This window comes from Myroides guanonis, from assembly GCF_900114085.1.
GTDB classification, from domain to species: domain Bacteria; phylum Bacteroidota; class Bacteroidia; order Flavobacteriales; family Flavobacteriaceae; genus Flavobacterium; species Flavobacterium guanonis.
Map to the genome: position 1 here is coordinate 175,891 of NZ_FORU01000002.1, position 17,965 is coordinate 193,855.

Here is a 17,965-nt window from a genome sequence, read left to right on the forward strand (position 1 = left end):
ATTGATATTTTGGCTAACATTATGACATTTGTCATGTTAGAAAATATATTACTTAATTAACCCTTCAATCTCATCTACAGTACCCTCACCATAACCGCTCCATTTTTTAATTAATACTCCCTCAGGATTAAACAAAAAATAAGTTGGAGTACCACTTATAATGTATTGTGCTAAAGCATCATTCATCCTACCATCAGAATTGCGTATGATATTCCAATTATCCACCCCGTCAACAATATAATTCCTAAATCCCTCTTCGTCTTGATCTATATAGTAAGTCAAGACATTTATTTTTTCTTTATTCATATTACTCAACTTTTCTAAACCGGGTCTTGACATTTGACTAGCCCCACAATAAAGAGTAGAGAAATCTACAAGCAAATAACGTCCGTCAAAATAATTTGATAGCTTCTGCTTTTCATCATTTTTATTCTCAAAATTAAAATCAGCATACTCCATTCCCTCTTCCATTTGACGTGAATCAATATAAGTTTTAAGAAAAACTCCATATTTAGAAACCCTCAAGTTCTCATCTAACTTTTCATACATTTCACTCAAAACAGGCTTTTCTATCCTAGTAAAACTTCGTACGATATAAGATAACGAAAAATAATTATTAGCATTTTCCAGTAAATAAGCTTTGTTTATATTATCAACTTCAGAATCTATCTTCCCAATAGATCCATCCTTCCCCCAATAAGATTCCGAAACTGATTCCGAAACTGATTCATCCACAGGTTTTCCATAATACTTTTGCATATATTCCTGCATCAATTCATTTCTTTTATCAGAAAGCTCTTTTGTCAGACTATTAAAATCTTGCTGAACAGCATAATACTTAGAATTTTCAACTCTGAGGTTATCCTCGAAATTTTCAAACTGAGAATGAATAGCAATGTTTTCTCCATTCTCTACAAATAAAAACACATCTGAACGTCTTTCTGTTTCCCCTCCAATTGATAAATGTATTGTTCTAGGAAAATCAATTTTTTCAAATCGAGATAGACTAAATTCATTATTTAGAAGTTCAGTGGTACCAACAACCTCCATCGATTCCAGATCCCTCAATACAACCTGAGCTCCCTCATCAAACCCCCTTAAAGTCCCTTTAATCGTTAATTCTTGTGCACTAACAATACATAAAGAAAGCAAACAAATAACGCTAACACCGATTCTTATCATATGAAGTATATTTTAATTTTAAAAATTACATTATTCAGTACTTAAACAATCTTACATCTAAGAAACCCTAGTAAACTTAACGTTTTTTAAGTTAAAATAAAATCTTTAACCAAAGAATAAAACACACAACTTATAAGAATAAAAAAACCGTTTCAAAATAAATTGAAACGGTTTCTATTAAAAAGTGACCGCGGGAGGTTTCGAACCCCCAACCCTCAGAGCCGAAATCTGATATTCTATCCAGTTGAACTACGCGGCCCCAATATTATTTAGAAAGTAAAGCCTTAACAACAGTAGATATTGTTTTACCGTCTATCTTTCCTGCTAATTCCTTAGAAGCCAATCCCATTACTTGTCCCATAGAAGCCATTCCAGAAAATGAACCATTCTCAATTATCGAAGCCACTACAGCTTCAACTTCTTCTACGCTTAACTGTTCTGGTAAAAACTGTTCAATAATTTTAGCTTGTGCTATTTCAGGATCAGCTAAATCTAAACGATTCTGCTCACTGAATATAGCCGCACTATCTTTTCTTTGCTTCACTAATTTCTGAAGTATCTTAATCTCATCTTCAGCACTAAGTTCTTCCTTAGCACCCGACTGAGTTTGTGCTAATAACAATTCAGATTTAATAGCACGCAACGCTTCTAGAGCTGTAGTATCTTTCGATTTCATTGCTTCCTTCAATGCATCCATAATTTGTTTTTGCAAACTCATAGTCTTGATTTTTTAATTTTCACAAATATAAAAAATAACCCGAAAACAAAACTGCTTTCGGGTTATTTTAAATCTTTCATGTTCTCACTAATCTACATTATCATGTAAAAAAGAATTGTTAGAACGCAACTTAGAATCGTTATTACTATCTAATCCAACTGTCATTCTAGACCTGTTGACATCAGAATTAGTAGATTCTAAATCAACTCCCATTCTTTTATAAGCAGGTTCTCGATCAAGATCATCCAACTGCGCATTAGAAGTATTGAACTTATAATTAAAGTCCTTCATTTTTCTTTTGCGTTCTTCTGTTCTATTTCTCAAAACCTCTTCAATACTCATTTCCATAGGATTCACTTCCTCATGGATTATATGGGTGGTTGGAATTTCTTCTTCACTTGTGCGAATACTAAACTTAAACTCCTCTTCTATCGCTTCAGTATGAACAGTTTTAGGTTTTGAATTCATTAACTCATTCTCAACTTCCATATAATCTTCCAATGAATAGCGAACTACATCATTATTTGAAGTAATGGATTCATTTGAAAATACAGATTGTTTTGGCTGTTCAAATCTAGACTGCTCCGAAGAAACAACTGATTGCACTTCCTCTAATTGAAACAAAACTGGCTCTTCAACTTTATGAGCTATAATTGGCTCATGAACTTGATAAAAAGGCTTAGCTATCTCTTGCTGTTGAACTTTTGGCTCTACAATTACAAACTCAGGTTCAACAACCTGAATCTCTCTAATATCTCTAACCTTCGCAATAGTATTCTCAATAGGAGAATCTGTAGCTGTAGTTTTCACAGTTGGCTCAACGATTTCAAAAAACACATCTAAACCAGAAGCAACCTCATGATTTACTCCTTCGCTAGTAGTTTTTTTTTCAACTTGAAAACCACCATTACCGTCGTTTCCCAATCCCCCTATAGGAGCGTCATCATCTAAATTGTATACTTTTCTTTCTTCAACAATTTCTTGTTCTACATGAACTTCAGGTTCTTTATGAGCTAAAGGCTCTTGAGGAGATGTAAAACCAATAGTTGGAGTATGAGTTTGTGTTAAATCACGAACTACTTTTTGTTCTTCTTCTAAAGCATGAATAATCACTCTAGGCTCAGAAGAATTCACAATATTCATTTGTTGCTCTACATTGAAACCAGTAGCAATGATTGTAACAGAAATAGATTCACCTAAAGATTCATCTTCACCAACCCCCATAATGATATTAGCATTATGTCCTGCTTCTGTCTGAATATGATCATTTATTTCACCAATCTCATCAATAGTAATTTCATTAGTACCTGAAACAATTAACAGCAATACGTTTTTAGCTCCGCTAATCTTATTATCATTCAATAATGGAGAATCCAATGCTTCAACAATCGCTTCCTTAGCTCTCGTTTCACCTGAAGCTACAGAAGATCCCATAATAGCAGTACCACTGTCTGAAAGTACTGTTTTAGCATCTTTTAAGTCAATATTTTGCGTATAGTGATGTGTAATAACTTCTGCAATCCCTCGAGAAGCAGTAGCTAAAACTTCATCTGCTTTAGAGAACCCAGCCTTAAAGCCAAGATTTCCATAAACTTCACGAAGCTTGTTATTATTAATCACGATAAGCGAGTCAACATTTTTTCTAAGTCGTTCCACTCCTTTCAAGGCTTGTTCTTGACGAACTTTACCCTCGAACTGAAAAGGAATAGTCACAATACCAACAGTTAAAATGTCTCTTTCTTTAGAAAGTTGAGCGATGACTGGTGCAGCACCTGTACCTGTTCCTCCCCCCATTCCTGCAGTAATAAACACCATCTTTGTATTGGTATCCAACATTTTTTCAATTTCCTCGATACTTTCTAAGGCAGATTGTTGTCCTACCTCAGGGTTAGCCCCTGCTCCTAAACCTTCCGTTAGGTTAATACCCAACTGAATTTTATTAGGAACTGTACTGTTTTCTAAGGCCTGAGAGTCAGTATTACATACCACAAAATCCACCCCTTTAATCCCTTGCTTAAACATGTGGTTAATTGCATTACTTCCTCCTCCTCCTACTCCAATTACTTTAATAACGTTTGATTGGTTTTTAGGCAAATCAAACTTGATGTTTCCAAAATCTGTAGTCTCCATACGTATCGCTTTTTATTCTGACTTTTCAATGAATTCTTTAATCTTTTTATAAAACTTTCCTAAGAAGCCTGTCTCAAATCTATCGGCTGTAGAAAGTTGTTCTTCCTCAGAACGAGTCTCTGATTGTCTCAGTTTCTCTTCTGTATAAACCGCCCTATTAGGCGTATGAGGCGCTTGACTATCACTAAAATCAAAAGGATTCTCTCTTTTAATTTCAACAACTTGCTTAACCTCTTGTAATCTCGCTTCTTCTTTTAATGACTCTAAAGAAACTGCTCCACGTGTACGATTGCGGTCACTTTCCATAACCAATCCAACAGCCGTAGCAAACAAAGGACTAGAAATTTCTTTCTCAGAATCTCCTGCTAAATGCTCATTTGGATATCCTATACGAGTATCAATACCTGTCTTATATTCTACCAATTGCTTAATGTGTTTCAACTCTGCACCACCACCTGTCAATACAATACCGGCAATTAATTTTTTCTGAGGATTCTCATAACCATATGTTTTGATTTCTGAAAACACAAGCTCTATAATCTCCTCAACACGAGCATGAATTATTTTCGACAAATTCTTAAGAGAAATCTCCTTTGGATCTTTACCTCTTAAACCAGGAATAGAAACAATTTCATTGTCTTTATTTTCACCAGGCCAAGCAGAACCAAATTTCACCTTTAACAATTCAGCTTGTTTTCCAATAATAGAACACCCTTCTTTAATATCATCTGTTATAACATTACCTCCAAAAGGAACTACAGCTGTGTGACGAATAATTCCATCTTTAAAAATGGCCAAATCTGTTGTACCACCACCTATATCAATCAAAGCAACACCAGCTTCTTTCTCTTCAAAACTTAGCACAGCTTCTGCTGACGCCAATGGCTCTAACGTAATACCAGAAAGCTCTAAACCAGCATCCTTTATACATCTACCAGCATTCTTTATTAAGGCAGCCTGACCAACTACCACATGAAAAGTAGCCTCTAAGCGCCCACCATACATACCAATAGGTTCTTTCACTCCTGGCTCGCCATCAATCTTAAACTCCTGAGGTAATACGTGAATTATTTCTTCACCCGGTAACATACTCAACTTCTGAACTTGAGCAATTAACTGCTCTATATCCATATCGTCAATAACCTTATCCGGATTCTCTCTACTTATATAGTCACTGTGCTGTATACTGCGGATGTGTTGCCCAGCTATTCCAACCACAACATTCTTTATTTTATATCCAGAAGATGCCTCAGCTTCCACAACAGCATTCTGTATAGACTGAATAGTCTGCGTGATATTGTTAACAACACCGCGCTTTACACCTAAGCTTTTTGCTTTACCAAGCCCTAAAATTTCGAGTTTGCCATACTCGTTTCTCTTGCCTATCATCGCAACTATTTTAGTCGTTCCGATATCCAATCCAACAGCTATATTTTCTCTTTCCATATTCATTTATTTGGTACACACCACTTGCTGGGTAAATTTTAGATTTATTGTTTTATACTGCCCAATCAACACGCTATCTTTAGACGCGAAGTTTATAAAAGCTTTATAATTTTCGAACTTCTTTGTAATCTGATCAAAACCACCAAATAGAATCTTAAAATCTTGATCACGACTTCTCATCTCCATTTTTTGATCTACACCAATGGTAATTCCAGTTATATTCTTCTTCAAAAAAGCATCTTCGTCAATCTGTTTTAATAAACCTGCTAACGCTTTACTATTTGACTTATCCACTCTTCCAACAACAATCGGTACGCGTGCAGTGTAATTAGACGACAACGGCATTATAGTTCCCTCTGAATCAATGTAAAATGACTCTCCTTCATTCAAAACACGTCCAATAGCACGTCTTTGCCAAACATCTGCAACCAATTTCCCATCAACAGTCACGAAAACATCAGCGCTTTTAACCATCTCATTTTCCTGTACACCTGCCTCCAAACTATTCAAATCTAGACTAGATTTATTAATATTAAAAGGCTTAGGAAAACTTTGTATCAACAAGTTATTAACATTTTGACTAGTAATAAAATGGTCGCCATTTCCATAAAACCTAACTTCTACATTTTCTATCGCCCTAACCTCACTTCGCTTATTTGCAAAGGAATACAGCCCGATTATAACTATAAAAATCAAAATCAATCGTAAGTCGCTCCATTTTATTTTTCTTAGAATCTTCACGCTTTTTTCGAATTTTTAAGCTTTTCTATCAATCCTTCTTTTATTTCTTCTACTTTTTCACCAATATCTCCAGCACCTAAAGTCAATATAATATCGGCATCTGATTCCTGCAAATACGACACTATATCATCCATAGAAACTATATCCTTAGAATCAGATGTTATTCTCTCTAACAACCTTTTTGAAGTCACTCCTTCGATAGGCAATTCTCTAGCAGGATAAATATCCATCAATACTACATTATCAAATTCAGATAAACTTGCAGCAAATTCATCCATAAAATCCCTCGTTCTAGAAAACAAGTGAGGTTGAAAAACAGCCACTATTTTTTTATCACTATACAACTCATGTACAGCTTGTGCCACAGCACGAATCTCGGTAGGATGATGTGCATAATCATCTATATATATAAGTTTTTCATCTCTTAACTTATATGAAAACCTTCTGCGAACCCCTTGAAAACTTTCAAGAGCCGCTACTATCTTATCACTTTCTACTCCGTATGTATAAGCCATTGCAAACGCCAAAAGTGCATTCGAAAGATTGTGATGTCCAGGCAATGCAAAACGCACTCCTGCAATACGTTCATTTGGAGTTTGAATATCAAAAACATACCATCCATTTTCAATCTCAATATTACAAATTGAAAAAGCAGTGTTTCCGCAATCTTCTCCCAATCGAACAGCAACCTCCACACCCTCTAAATCAACAGCAGGTGTTTTAAAAAAATGTGTTTTATCTTCAACTTTTGCAGCAAAATCCTTGAATGCGACAAGCATTTCTTCGGCAGTTCCAAAAATATCCAAGTGATCAGCTTCTGTAGAAGTCACACAAGCCATATTCGGATACAATTTTAAAAAAGAACGATCAAACTCATCTGCCTCTACCACTGTTACTGTTTTACCACTACCAATTAAATTAGTCTGATAATTTTCAACAACACCACCAACAAATGCCGTAACATCAACACCACTTTCATAAAGAACATGTCCCAAAATACTCGTCGTTGTTGTCTTTCCATGAGTTCCAGCAACAGCAAAACAATAGGTATCTTTAGTTATTATCCCTAATACTTCCGCACGTTTCTTAATCTCAAAACCATTATCAATAAAATAATTCCATTCCAAATGTGTCTTTGGAACAGCAGGAGTAACCACCACCAAAGTAGAGGAAACATCCCTAAAAACTTCATTGATATTCTCAACAGCATCATCAAAATGTATAACAATACCAGCCGCTTCCAATTCTCGAGTTAATTGAGTAGATGTACGATCGTAACCCGCAACCTCTTTGCCTAGAAACTTGAAATATCGGGCCAAAGCACTCATTCCAATACCTCCAATTCCAATAAAATACACAGCTTTAATGTCCTCTATTCTCATAACCCTTTACTTTATCAAAGTCACTATCTCGTTAACTATATTCTTTGTTGCATCAGGCATTCCCATTTTTTTAATAGTAATACCCAAATCTTTCTGTTTCATTTCATCTCTAAGCAACTTGCCAAAAACTTCCTGAAAGGTAACATCAACATCTTTTTCCTCTATCATTAATGCACCTCCACCATTCACTATGCTTAAAGCATTTTTCTTTTGATGGTCTTCTGCTACATTAGGAGAAGGTATAAACACAACCGGTTTCCCAACAATAGCCAATTCTGACACCGATGAAGCTCCTGCTCTAGAAACTATAAAATCAGCCACAGCATAAGCATAATCCATACGGTCTATAAATGGAAGCACACGGATGTTATCACCATGATACTTCTTATAATCTTCATAATATAATTTTCCACATTGCCATAAAACCTGAATGTTCTCATCTTTGAAATAATCTAATTGAGAAACAATCAATTGATTGATTTTTCTAGCTCCTAAACTACCTCCCAAAACAAGCAAGATTTTATTATCAGTAGACAAACCAAAACTTGCAAGAGCTTTGAATCTCTTAGAATCAATCTCCAACAAATCTTGCCTAACAGGATTACCCGTCTTCACTAATCTTTCTTTCGGAAAATAAGACTCAAGGCCATCATAAGCCACGCATATTTTCTTTGCCTTAGAAGCCAACAATTTATTGGTTATTCCTGGATATGAATTTTGTTCTTGGATAACTGTTGGAATTCCCATAGACGCAGCTACTTTAACAACCGCTCCACTAGCAAATCCTCCAGTACCAATAACCACATCTGGTTTAAACTGCTTAATTATTTTTCTAGATTTCCACAAACTAGAAACCAACTTAAAAGGAAATTTTAAATTCTCAACAGTCAACTTTCGTTGAATACCTGCAATCCAAAGTCCTTCAATTTTATAACCTGCTTGAGGCACCTTTTGCATCTCCATCTTATCTGCCGCACCAACAAACAATATTTCGGCATTTGAAAACCTTGATTTTAATTCATTTGCAATAGCAATTGCAGGATAGATATGTCCACCTGTACCACCACCACTAATTATAAATCTAGGATTCTCTTTCATAATCATTATTTATTTCGAACAGCATCCATAGGATTTCCTCCCTCTGCCATTATTTCTTGTTCTTTCTCTAACAAGCTTCTATCAATCAGGGCTTGTAAAGCGTCTTCTCTTTCCATGCGTATACGCTCTTCCTCTCTAATTTCCTCTTCTTTTTTAGTAACACTAATAATAATACCCAATGACACACAAGTCATCCAAATAGAAGTACCCCCACTGCTAATCAATGGCAAAGTTTGCCCCGTAGTAGGCAATAGTGAAACTGCTACCCCCATATTAATCATGGCTTGAAATATTATATAAAAACCCAATCCAACTACCAATAATTTCCCGAATAAAGTTGGAGCCTTATGAGCTGCACGAACAAACCTAAAAAACAAGAACAAATAAACTGACAATACAGCCAATCCACCTAACAAACCATACTCTTCAACTATGATTGCATAAATAAAATCGGAAGACGATTGAGGTAAAAAATTCTTCTGTACACTTTTCCCTGGTCCTAATCCAAAAACACTACCCGTAGCGATTGCTATCTGAGCATTTTCAACTTGATACAAATCAGCATCCTCTTCATCAGTAGCAGTAAAACGATCAATTCTACTAATCCAAGTATCCACCCGATTTGGCATCATTGAAGGGAAAGCTTTTGCTGTCAAGAAAAACAAACCTGCCATCGCTATAGATATTCCACCTATTCTCAACAAATATTTAAAAGGATATTTCCCAACAAATACCAACATACAAACCATCATAAAAATAAGAGCGGCCGTCGATAAGTTGGCAGGCAAAATTAAACCTGTAATAACAAACACAGGCAACCATAACCAAATCAAAGATTCCTTAAAATCAACAACCGTATCTCGTATACTAGCTAAATATTGAGCAACATAAACCAACAATACCACCGAAGCAATAGAAGAAGGCTGAAAACCAACATTAACAAAAGGTATATATATCCATCTGTTTGCATTAGCTCCTCCAATAGTATTACCTTGAAAAGCTGTAAAAACAAGCAATATAACAACCACAAATATGGCTAACACAGAAATAACTCTAAAACGCTGATAGGGTATTTTATGAGTAAAATACATCATAATCAACCCAATCGTCAAATGCGTAAAATGTTTAATTAAATACCCGAAAGTAGAACTTCCTGCACCTACTGTATAAACCAAGTTAGTACTCGCACTATAAACAGGCATAAACGAAAACAGAGCCAATAGAAAAACCATTGCCCAGATTAACTTATCCCCTTTTAAGTGTGAAAGTATCTCTTTCATATTCTTTTATAAATTTCTAACAGCATCTTTAAATTGACGACCACGGTCTTCATAGCTTTCAAACAAGTCAAAACTTGCGCAGGCCGGCGAAAGTAATACATTATCTCCTTGTTCAGCCATTTTTTCTGCAATTTTAACTGCCTCAACCATGCTCTGAGTTTCAATAATTGTATCTACTACTCCCGAATAAGCTGCTTGAATCTTATGGTTATCTACACCAAGACAGATAATACCTTTTACTTTCTCACGAACTAAAGGCATTAATTCATCATAATCATTTCCTTTATCAACACCACCAACAATCCAAACCGTAGCATTTTTCATACTATCCAACGCATAAAAAGTCGCATTGATATTAGTCGCTTTAGAATCATTGATATATTGAACGTTATTAATTTTAGATACTTGTTCTAAACGATGCTCAACTCCTTGAAAACTTGATAAACTCTCGCGAATCGTCTGCTTTCTAATTTTCATTAATTGAGCTACTGTTGTTGCAGCCATAGCGTTCTTTACATTGTGTTTTCCTTCTAAAGCAATATCTTCAACCGACACTGCTACTTTTTCACTATTCATATTTATTATTATTTTTTGGTCTTCCACATAAGCTCCAATATCAAATTTCTTAGTCAAAGAAAAAGGTATCTTTTGAGCACTAATCTCATGACTATCAAGCCACTTTTCTATTTCAACATCATCCGCATCATAAATCAAATAATCTTCAGAAGTCTGATTCATCGTAATTCGAAACTTTGCGTCTATGTAATTCTCGTATTTATATTCGTAGCGATCTAAATGGTCTGGACTAATGTTTGTTATAACCGCAATATGAGGTCTAAAAGTCTCAATGCCATCTAACTGAAAGCTACTTAACTCTAAAACATATCTCTTATCAGGATCTATAGCAACTTGACCAGCATAACTATCTCCGATATTTCCCGCCAATCCAACATCTAACCCACCTTCTTTCAATAAGTAGTGCGTTAGCATAGTCGTAGTTGTTTTTCCATTACTACCCGTAATTGCAATTGGCAAATCACTATTAAAAGTAAACGCAAACTCAATTTCTGAAATAATGCGAATCCCTTTCTCTTTCGCTTTTTTTATAATAGCAACCTTATCAGGAATTCCAGGACTCTTAACAATCAAAGAAGCATTTAGAATCAACTCCTCTGTATGTTTCTCTTCCTCCCAAGCAATTTCTTGCTCATCCAACATATTTTTAAACTTAGAAGCAATCTTTCCAAAATCGGAAACAAAGACCTCATAATCATGTGCTTTAGCCAATATAGCTGAACCAACACCACTTTCACCTGCACCTAAAACAACTAACTTCATCCTCTATCTCAATTTTAGTGATACCAAACAAAAAACACCTAATAATATGGCAATAATCCAAAAACGTGTCACTATTTTACTTTCGTGATACCCTTTCTTTTGAAAGTGATGATGCAAAGGAGCCATTAAAAAAATACGCCTCCCTTCACCATATTTCTTCTTCGTGAGCTTGAAATATGAAACTTGCAAAACCACCGATAAATTCTCTGCTAAAAACACACCACATAACACCGGTATCAAAAGCTCTTTACGAACTGCGATTGCAAGAACTGCAATAATCCCGCCTATAGTCAAACTTCCCGTATCTCCCATAAAAACCTGAGCAGGGAATGTATTATACCACAAAAACCCAATCAGAGCCCCTGCGAAAGAGGCAATAAAAATGGTCATTTCACCGGAATTAGGTATATACATTATGTTGAGATAACCCGACAAAATAACGTTACCTGAAACAAACGCAAAAATCCCTAACACAAAGACCGATATAGCCGAGGTTCCAGCCGCTAACCCATCAATACCATCCGTAAGATTAGCACCATTAGACACTGCTGTAACAATAAATATTACGATAGGAATAAATATAAGCCATGCATAACTCTCATAACCATCACCTAACCACGCCAATATTTGTCCATAATCAAATTCGTTATCTTTAAAAAAAGGAATAGTCGTTGCTGTAGATTTAATATCAAAACGACTTACCTCTGCATCTACCATCATAGCGACAGAAGGAGCCTCTCTAACCGTAACACTTGGGTGAAAATACAATACTGAACCAACTATAAGCCCAAGCCCAACTTGTCCAATAACTTTGAATCTCCCTTTAAGCCCTTCTTTATCCTTTTTAAAAACCTTAATATAATCGTCTAAAAAACCAATTACTCCCATCCAAAGTGTAGTAAGTATCAATAATCCGATATAAATATTATCTAACTTAGCGAATAACAAAACAGGAATTAGAGTAGCTATAATTATAATAACCCCTCCCATAGTTGGTGTTCCAGATTTTTCCTTTTGTCCTTCCAAACCAAGCTCACGAACTGTTTCTCCAACTTGAAGTTTTCTCAAATAATTGATAATTCGCTTTCCGTAAATAATTGATATCAACAAAGAAAAAATCACAGCCATACCCGAACGAAAGGTGATATATTGAAATACCCCAGTACCTGGAATAGCAAAATGTTGATCTAAATATTCAAATAAATAATATAGCATACCGTCTCTTTTCTTCTAACTTCTTTTATCCAAAAACTCTTTTACAATCACCAAATCATTGAAGTCACTTCGAACTCCCTTAATTTCTTGGTATGTCTCATGCCCTTTACCAGCAATCAAAATAATATCTCCTGGCTTAGCTTCTTGGCAGGCTGCTTTAATAGCCTGTTTTCTATCTTCAATCAACAAGGTTTTCATCGCATTCTGTGGCTCAACACCAGCTTCCATTTCTTCTAGAATCACATATGGATCTTCGAATCTTGGATTATCTGAAGTAAGAATCACTTTAGAACTCAATTCTGTTGCAATCTGCGCCATTATAGGACGCTTCGTTTTATCTCTATTTCCTCCACAACCAACAATTGTAATCAATCGTTCATTATAAGTTCTTATTGAATTAATCGTATCCAAAACATTTTTCAATGCGTCTGGTGTATGTGCATAATCAACAATGGCAGTAATCTCATCTTTAGAAACGATATATTGAAAACGACCATCCACACTCTTCAACTTACTAATCCCTACAAGTACCTCCTCTTCGTTTGCACCTAATTCTATTGCAACCGCATAAACAGCCAACAAATTAGAAGCATTAAAAGCACCAATCAACTGAACCCACAGTTCGTGTAATCCGATTTTCATCAACATTCCTGAAAACTGATTCTCTAAAACTTGAGCTTTATAATCTGCTACATTCTTTAATCCGTAAGTTTTAATCTTAGCAACGGTATTCTGAACCATCACCATACCATTTTTATCGTCCTTGTTTGTTATCGCAAAAGCCGATTTAGGTAATTGGTCAAAAAAAGTTTTCTTTGCATCTCTATAATCAGCAAAAGTCTTGTGGTAATCTAAATGGTCATGCGACAAATTCGTAAAAACTCCACCTTTAAATTGTAACCCAAATGTCCTCTTTTGATCAATTCCATGAGAACTAACCTCCATAAAACAATAAGTACAACCCGCTAAAACCATCTCATTCAAATATCTATTTATAGAAATTGAATCAGGCGTAGTATGTGTAGCTTCAAAAGTCTCATCACCCACTTTTATCTTAACAGTAGATAACAAACCTACTGTATACCCCATATCTGTAAACATGTCATACAACAAAGTTGCAATCGTTGTTTTACCATTTGTTCCAGTAACTCCAACCAAATGTAATTTTGAAGAAGGATTGTCGAAAAAATTAGTTGACGCTATAGCTAATGCCTGATTAGTGTCCAAAACTTCAACATAAGTAACCCCTTCTCTCAAATCAGCAGGCAATTTCTCACATAAAACAGCTCCAGCACCAGATTCTATAGCTTGATCAATATAAGCATGTCCATCAACCTGAGTGCCCCTTAAGGCAACAAATAATGAGTTCTTCTCAATCTTTCTTGAATCAATAACCAAAGAAGATACAGATACGATAGTAGAACCCACTATGGATTCTATTGTCATTTTATATAATATGTCTTTCAGCTGTTTCACGATAATTCTAATATTACAGTTTGATCTCTTTGTATAACACTTCCCGCTATGATAGATTGTTTTTTAACACGTCCTACTCCACTTGCCTTAACAACCAGCCCCATATTTTCTAATAAAGGAATAGCATCCATCACAGCCATACCACAAACATCCGGCATACTTGCCACCTCTGCATTCGCTTTAGCATAATACTGCTCGTAACCACTTTCTATTTTATCCGAAATTTGGTCAATATTCTTTACTTCTTCTGTTGAAGGAACATCTGTATAAATCTTTTGCGCAATACGTTTAAAAACGGGTCCTGACACATCCGCTCCATAATAACTTTTTGCACGATTGGGTTTGTGAATTACAACTATACAAGAGTACTCAGGATTCTCAGCCGGAAAATAACCCGCAAAAGAAGATGAATAATACATATCGCTTCCCTTTCCTCCACCATAATTTACTTGAGCAGTTCCAGTTTTCCCTGCCATGGAAAAATTAGGAGAATACAATTTTCTTCCCGTTCCCTTTTTTACCACATTTGCTAAAACCGCTTGAACCTTTTTAATAACCTCCGGTGAAGCTATTTGAGGGTTTATCACCTCTTTTTCAAAGCGAATTATTGTATTGTTATATTCTTTAACCTCAGAAACGAATTGAGGTTTAACCATCTCTCCATTATTAGCAACCGCATTATACAATGTCAAAGTTTGTAAAGGTGTTAATGCCAAACCATAACCAAATGCCATCCAAGGCAAAGCAACACCACTCCATCCTTTTTGTCCTGGTTTTGGAATATAAGGTTTAGCTTCTCCAACAAGGGAAATCCCCAAAGGTTTATCTAACCCCCATTTTTCAAGATATCCAATGAATTCAGATGGATTATCTTTGAATGCCTCACTAATTCCTTGTGTTATCACAGTATTAGAAGAAACCTCAAAACCTCTAGCCAAAGAAACAACTCCATAACCACCTCTCTTAGAATCACGTACACTTCTTCTGTAGAACTTCACCAAACCTCCCTGTGTATCATAGGTTGTAGCAGTATCAGCTTTTCCTGATTCTAACAGTGCTAATAACCCCGCCAATTTAAAAGTTGAACCTGGTTCATGTTTTTCTCCCACAGCATAATTTACCGTTTCATAATAACCACCCCCATCAGCTCTTCCCAAATTTGAAATAGCTCGAATAGCTCCTGTTTTCGCCTCCATCACTATCACACACCCATGATCCGCTTCGTAATACTCTAATTGCTTTAAGAGTGCATGATGAGCAATATCTTGTATGTAAACATCTATAGTTGAAACAACATCTTTCCCATCTATTGGTTCCACTTCATTTCCATCACTAATAGGTTTATAGTGACTTCTCGACATTCTTTGCAGAACCTGTCTCCCATCTGTACCTTTCAAATAATTAGAAAACGCACCTTCAATTCCAACGCGCGTTACTGTATTATCCCCATTATCTCTTTCATACCCAATGGTACGTTGGGCTATTTTACCTATTGGATGTTGTCGAACCGTTTTTTGTTCCGCAATTATGCCCCCTCGATTAGGTCCCATCTTAAACAACGGGAACTTTTTCAAGCGCATATATTCCATATAATTCAAACCTCTTACAATCAATAAATATCGATTCTTTTCAGCACGAGCGGTACGCAACGCTACCTCGTAATGAGAAGCAGGCTTATGTAACATTACAGACAAAGAATCAGACAAAGCTTTCACATTGCTATCAAAATCTTCTTTTTTTGGAGCTTGCGAGTCAAATCGAATTGTATACATAGGCATTGAAGTAGCCAAAAGACTTCCATCTGCCGAATAAACATTTCCTCTATTTGCAGGAATATCACGACTTATAATATTTCGCTCACGAACTTTATCCCGCAACTCCTCACCATCAAAATACTGTATCTTAACTAAACGATAAACCACCCCCAATGCCATCAAAAAGATTACACTAGAAACAATGTAGATATTGGCGTAAATATTTTTTCCACCTACTGCCATAGTCTTGTCCAAAAATTATCGTTAACTTCTTTTATTACCTTTATCTTCTGTGGCGGAACCTCAGAAGGATAAATTCCAATCTCTTCCATTTTTACCGAAATAGAAGACTCCATCTTCATTTCCATCAAATCAGAACGCGTTTGAATGAATTCCGTTCGCAACTCCTTTAATTCATGATTCATATCCTCAATCATAAAGTTTTTACCTTCATACAAATGGATATTTCCAATCATAAACAAACACAGTACTATCAAAAAAATGATAAACAACCAGTTCTTAGTAGCATTCTCATCTACTAAGTACTTCGCCTTTACTATGTCATACAAACTCAATTTCATTAATTCTTCTCTGCTATTCTCAACTTAGCCGAACGGGCTCTATTATTACTCTTTATCTCTTCATCACTAGGAACAATCAATTTCCCTAATTGTTTTAACGGCACTTCAAATCTTCCAAAGAAGTCTTTTTCAGGTTCCCCTTCAAACATTCCATTCTTCATAAAACGCTTCACCAACCTATCCTCTAATGAATGATAAGATATCACGCTCAATCTCCCTCCTTTATTTAAAATATCTAAACTCTGCTCCAACATTTCCTTCAGCACCTCGATCTCTTCATTTACCTCAATGCGTATCGCTTGATATATCTGAGCCAATATTTTATTGCTTTTATGAGCAGGTAAAAACCTACTCAAAATTTGCTTTAACTCCTCCGTATTCTTTATAGGTTTTTCAGCCCTTGCCAACACAATTGTATTAGCCATTGCCCCAGCATTTTTCAAATCTCCATATTGAAAAAGCACTCTTTTTAAATCCTTTTCATCATATTCATTCACTACTTGAAATGCAGACAAAGTGCCCGATTGGTTCATTCTCATATCTAACTCAGCATCAAAACGAGTAGAAAACCCGCGTTCAGCTACATCAAACTGATGAGACGAAACTCCCAAATCTCCCAAAACCCCATCCACCGATCTAACATTGTAAAAACGCAAGTATCTCTTCAGAAATCTGAAGTTTTGAGGAATTAATGTAAATCTTGGATCGTCAATTGCATTCTTAAGAGCATCCTCATCCTGATCAAACGAAAACAACTTCCCATCAGACCCCAATCGACTTAAAATCTCCCTAGAATGTCCACCACCACCAAACGTAACATCTACGTAAATTCCATCCGGTTTAATATTTAAACCATCCACGCTTTCCTTCAACAACACTGGGTTGTGATATTCATACTCTTTACTCATCGAAATTCAAATTACCCATTACGTCTTCTGCAAGCTCACCGAAATCAAAATCATCATTATTCAAGGTATTTTCATACGCTTGTTTATCCCAAATCTCAATTACATTCACCTTCGAAGACAAAACAATTTCTTTAGAAATAGATGCAAAATCTATCAAATCTTTAGCAATCAGCAATCGCCCTGCATCATCAATTTCCACCATTTTAACACCCGCCATAAAACGTCTGATAAAATCGTTATTCTTCTTTACGAAAGGATTCAACGAATTGATTTTCACCATCATCTTATTCCATTCTTCCATCGGCCAAAGCTCTAAGCAAGGTTCAAATACAGAGCGCTTCAAAACAAACCCATCAGCAAGAGTTGGCAACTGCTTTTTCAACAAAGCAGGAACCAACACCCTTCCCTTGGCGTCAATCTTACACTCGTATGTACCGATGATAGAAGTCACTTAACTCAATTTTACTATTTAATAGCAAATGTACTTATTTTTCACCACTTTTTACCACTTTCACCCACTTTGTTGATAAGTTTTAGCACTTTAACGTTTTAAAGCCCCACAACCACTTAAAACACTATAATTCAACACTTAGCACACATTCACAAAACCCAAAAAATTTCTTAACCAATTCGATTTTTAGTCACAAAAGGCGATTTTTCTCAAACAGAAAACACAGTCAAAAACTTAGTAAATCAAACCCAAATAAACTCGAAAA

At 35.7% G+C, this 17,965-nt stretch carries 15 protein-coding genes and 1 tRNA gene; all 16 read right to left on the reverse strand.

Going from position 1 to position 17,965, the window contains the following annotated elements; genetic code table 11:
- Nucleotides 1-48: 48 nt before the first annotated feature.
- Nucleotides 49-1,182: a TlpA family protein disulfide reductase gene (locus BM024_RS02830; protein ID WP_090677944.1), complete on the reverse strand. Its 1,134-nt coding sequence runs from the start codon at nucleotides 1,180-1,182 to the stop codon at nucleotides 49-51.
- 185 nt (nucleotides 1,183-1,367) lie between these two features.
- Nucleotides 1,368-1,441: transfer RNA gene (locus tag BM024_RS02835), tRNA-Arg, on the reverse strand.
- Nucleotides 1,442-1,447: 6 nt separating this feature from the next.
- Entirely contained in the window at nucleotides 1,448-1,900 is a 453-nt protein-coding gene (locus BM024_RS02840; protein ID WP_090677945.1) for a GatB/YqeY domain-containing protein, read from the reverse strand.
- An 87-nt stretch (nucleotides 1,901-1,987) separates the two neighbouring features.
- Nucleotides 1,988-4,030 carry a cell division protein FtsZ gene (ftsZ, locus tag BM024_RS02845; RefSeq protein ID WP_090677946.1) on the reverse strand — a complete coding sequence of 681 codons (2,043 nt, stop codon included), beginning with the start codon at nucleotides 4,028-4,030 and terminating at the stop codon, nucleotides 1,988-1,990.
- Nucleotides 4,031-4,042: 12 nt separating this feature from the next.
- Complete coding sequence (gene ftsA, locus BM024_RS02850) at nucleotides 4,043-5,476, reverse strand: cell division protein FtsA (RefSeq protein WP_090678089.1); 1,434 nt, start codon at nucleotides 5,474-5,476, stop codon at nucleotides 4,043-4,045.
- 6 nt (nucleotides 5,477-5,482) lie between these two features.
- Entirely contained in the window at nucleotides 5,483-6,217 is a 735-nt protein-coding gene (locus tag BM024_RS02855) for a cell division protein FtsQ/DivIB (protein WP_090677947.1), read from the reverse strand.
- Nucleotides 6,214-7,599, reverse strand: a complete 1,386-nt coding sequence (gene murC, locus BM024_RS02860) for a UDP-N-acetylmuramate--L-alanine ligase (RefSeq protein ID WP_090677948.1) — start codon at nucleotides 7,597-7,599, stop codon at nucleotides 6,214-6,216. Before murC ends, BM024_RS02855 begins: the two co-directional genes overlap by 4 nt.
- 6 nt (nucleotides 7,600-7,605) lie before the next feature.
- Entirely contained in the window at nucleotides 7,606-8,697 is a 1,092-nt protein-coding gene (gene murG, locus BM024_RS02865; protein WP_090678090.1) for an undecaprenyldiphospho-muramoylpentapeptide beta-N-acetylglucosaminyltransferase, read from the reverse strand.
- A gap of 5 nt (nucleotides 8,698-8,702) precedes the next feature.
- A complete protein-coding gene (locus BM024_RS02870; protein WP_090677949.1) occupies nucleotides 8,703-9,977 on the reverse strand; it encodes an FtsW/RodA/SpoVE family cell cycle protein in 1,275 nt (424 codons plus the stop codon).
- 6 nt (nucleotides 9,978-9,983) lie between these two features.
- Nucleotides 9,984-11,315 carry a UDP-N-acetylmuramoyl-L-alanine--D-glutamate ligase gene (gene murD, locus BM024_RS02875; RefSeq protein WP_090677950.1) on the reverse strand — a complete coding sequence of 444 codons (1,332 nt, stop codon included), beginning with the start codon at nucleotides 11,313-11,315 and terminating at the stop codon, nucleotides 9,984-9,986.
- A gap of 3 nt (nucleotides 11,316-11,318) precedes the next feature.
- Nucleotides 11,319-12,530 carry a phospho-N-acetylmuramoyl-pentapeptide-transferase gene (gene mraY / locus BM024_RS02880; RefSeq protein WP_090677951.1) on the reverse strand — a complete coding sequence of 404 codons (1,212 nt, stop codon included), beginning with the start codon at nucleotides 12,528-12,530 and terminating at the stop codon, nucleotides 11,319-11,321.
- A 15-nt stretch (nucleotides 12,531-12,545) separates the two neighbouring features.
- On the reverse strand, nucleotides 12,546-14,006 hold the full coding sequence (locus tag BM024_RS02885) for a UDP-N-acetylmuramoyl-L-alanyl-D-glutamate--2,6-diaminopimelate ligase (RefSeq protein WP_090677952.1): 1,461 nt from the start codon (nucleotides 14,004-14,006) through the stop codon (nucleotides 12,546-12,548).
- A complete protein-coding gene (locus tag BM024_RS02890) occupies nucleotides 14,003-16,003 on the reverse strand; it encodes a penicillin-binding protein (RefSeq protein ID WP_090677953.1) in 2,001 nt (666 codons plus the stop codon). The genes BM024_RS02885 and BM024_RS02890 overlap by 4 nt, the downstream gene beginning before the upstream one ends.
- On the reverse strand, nucleotides 15,994-16,329 hold the full coding sequence (locus tag BM024_RS02895) for an FtsL-like putative cell division protein (RefSeq protein WP_394333262.1): 336 nt from the start codon (nucleotides 16,327-16,329) through the stop codon (nucleotides 15,994-15,996). The genes BM024_RS02890 and BM024_RS02895 overlap by 10 nt, the downstream gene beginning before the upstream one ends.
- A gap of 11 nt (nucleotides 16,330-16,340) precedes the next feature.
- Nucleotides 16,341-17,249, reverse strand: a complete 909-nt coding sequence (gene rsmH / locus BM024_RS02900; protein WP_090677955.1) for a 16S rRNA (cytosine(1402)-N(4))-methyltransferase RsmH — start codon at nucleotides 17,247-17,249, stop codon at nucleotides 16,341-16,343.
- Complete coding sequence (gene mraZ, locus BM024_RS02905; protein ID WP_090677956.1) at nucleotides 17,242-17,700, reverse strand: division/cell wall cluster transcriptional repressor MraZ; 459 nt, start codon at nucleotides 17,698-17,700, stop codon at nucleotides 17,242-17,244. Before mraZ ends, rsmH begins: the two co-directional genes overlap by 8 nt.
- Between the last annotated feature and the right edge of the window lie 265 nt (nucleotides 17,701-17,965).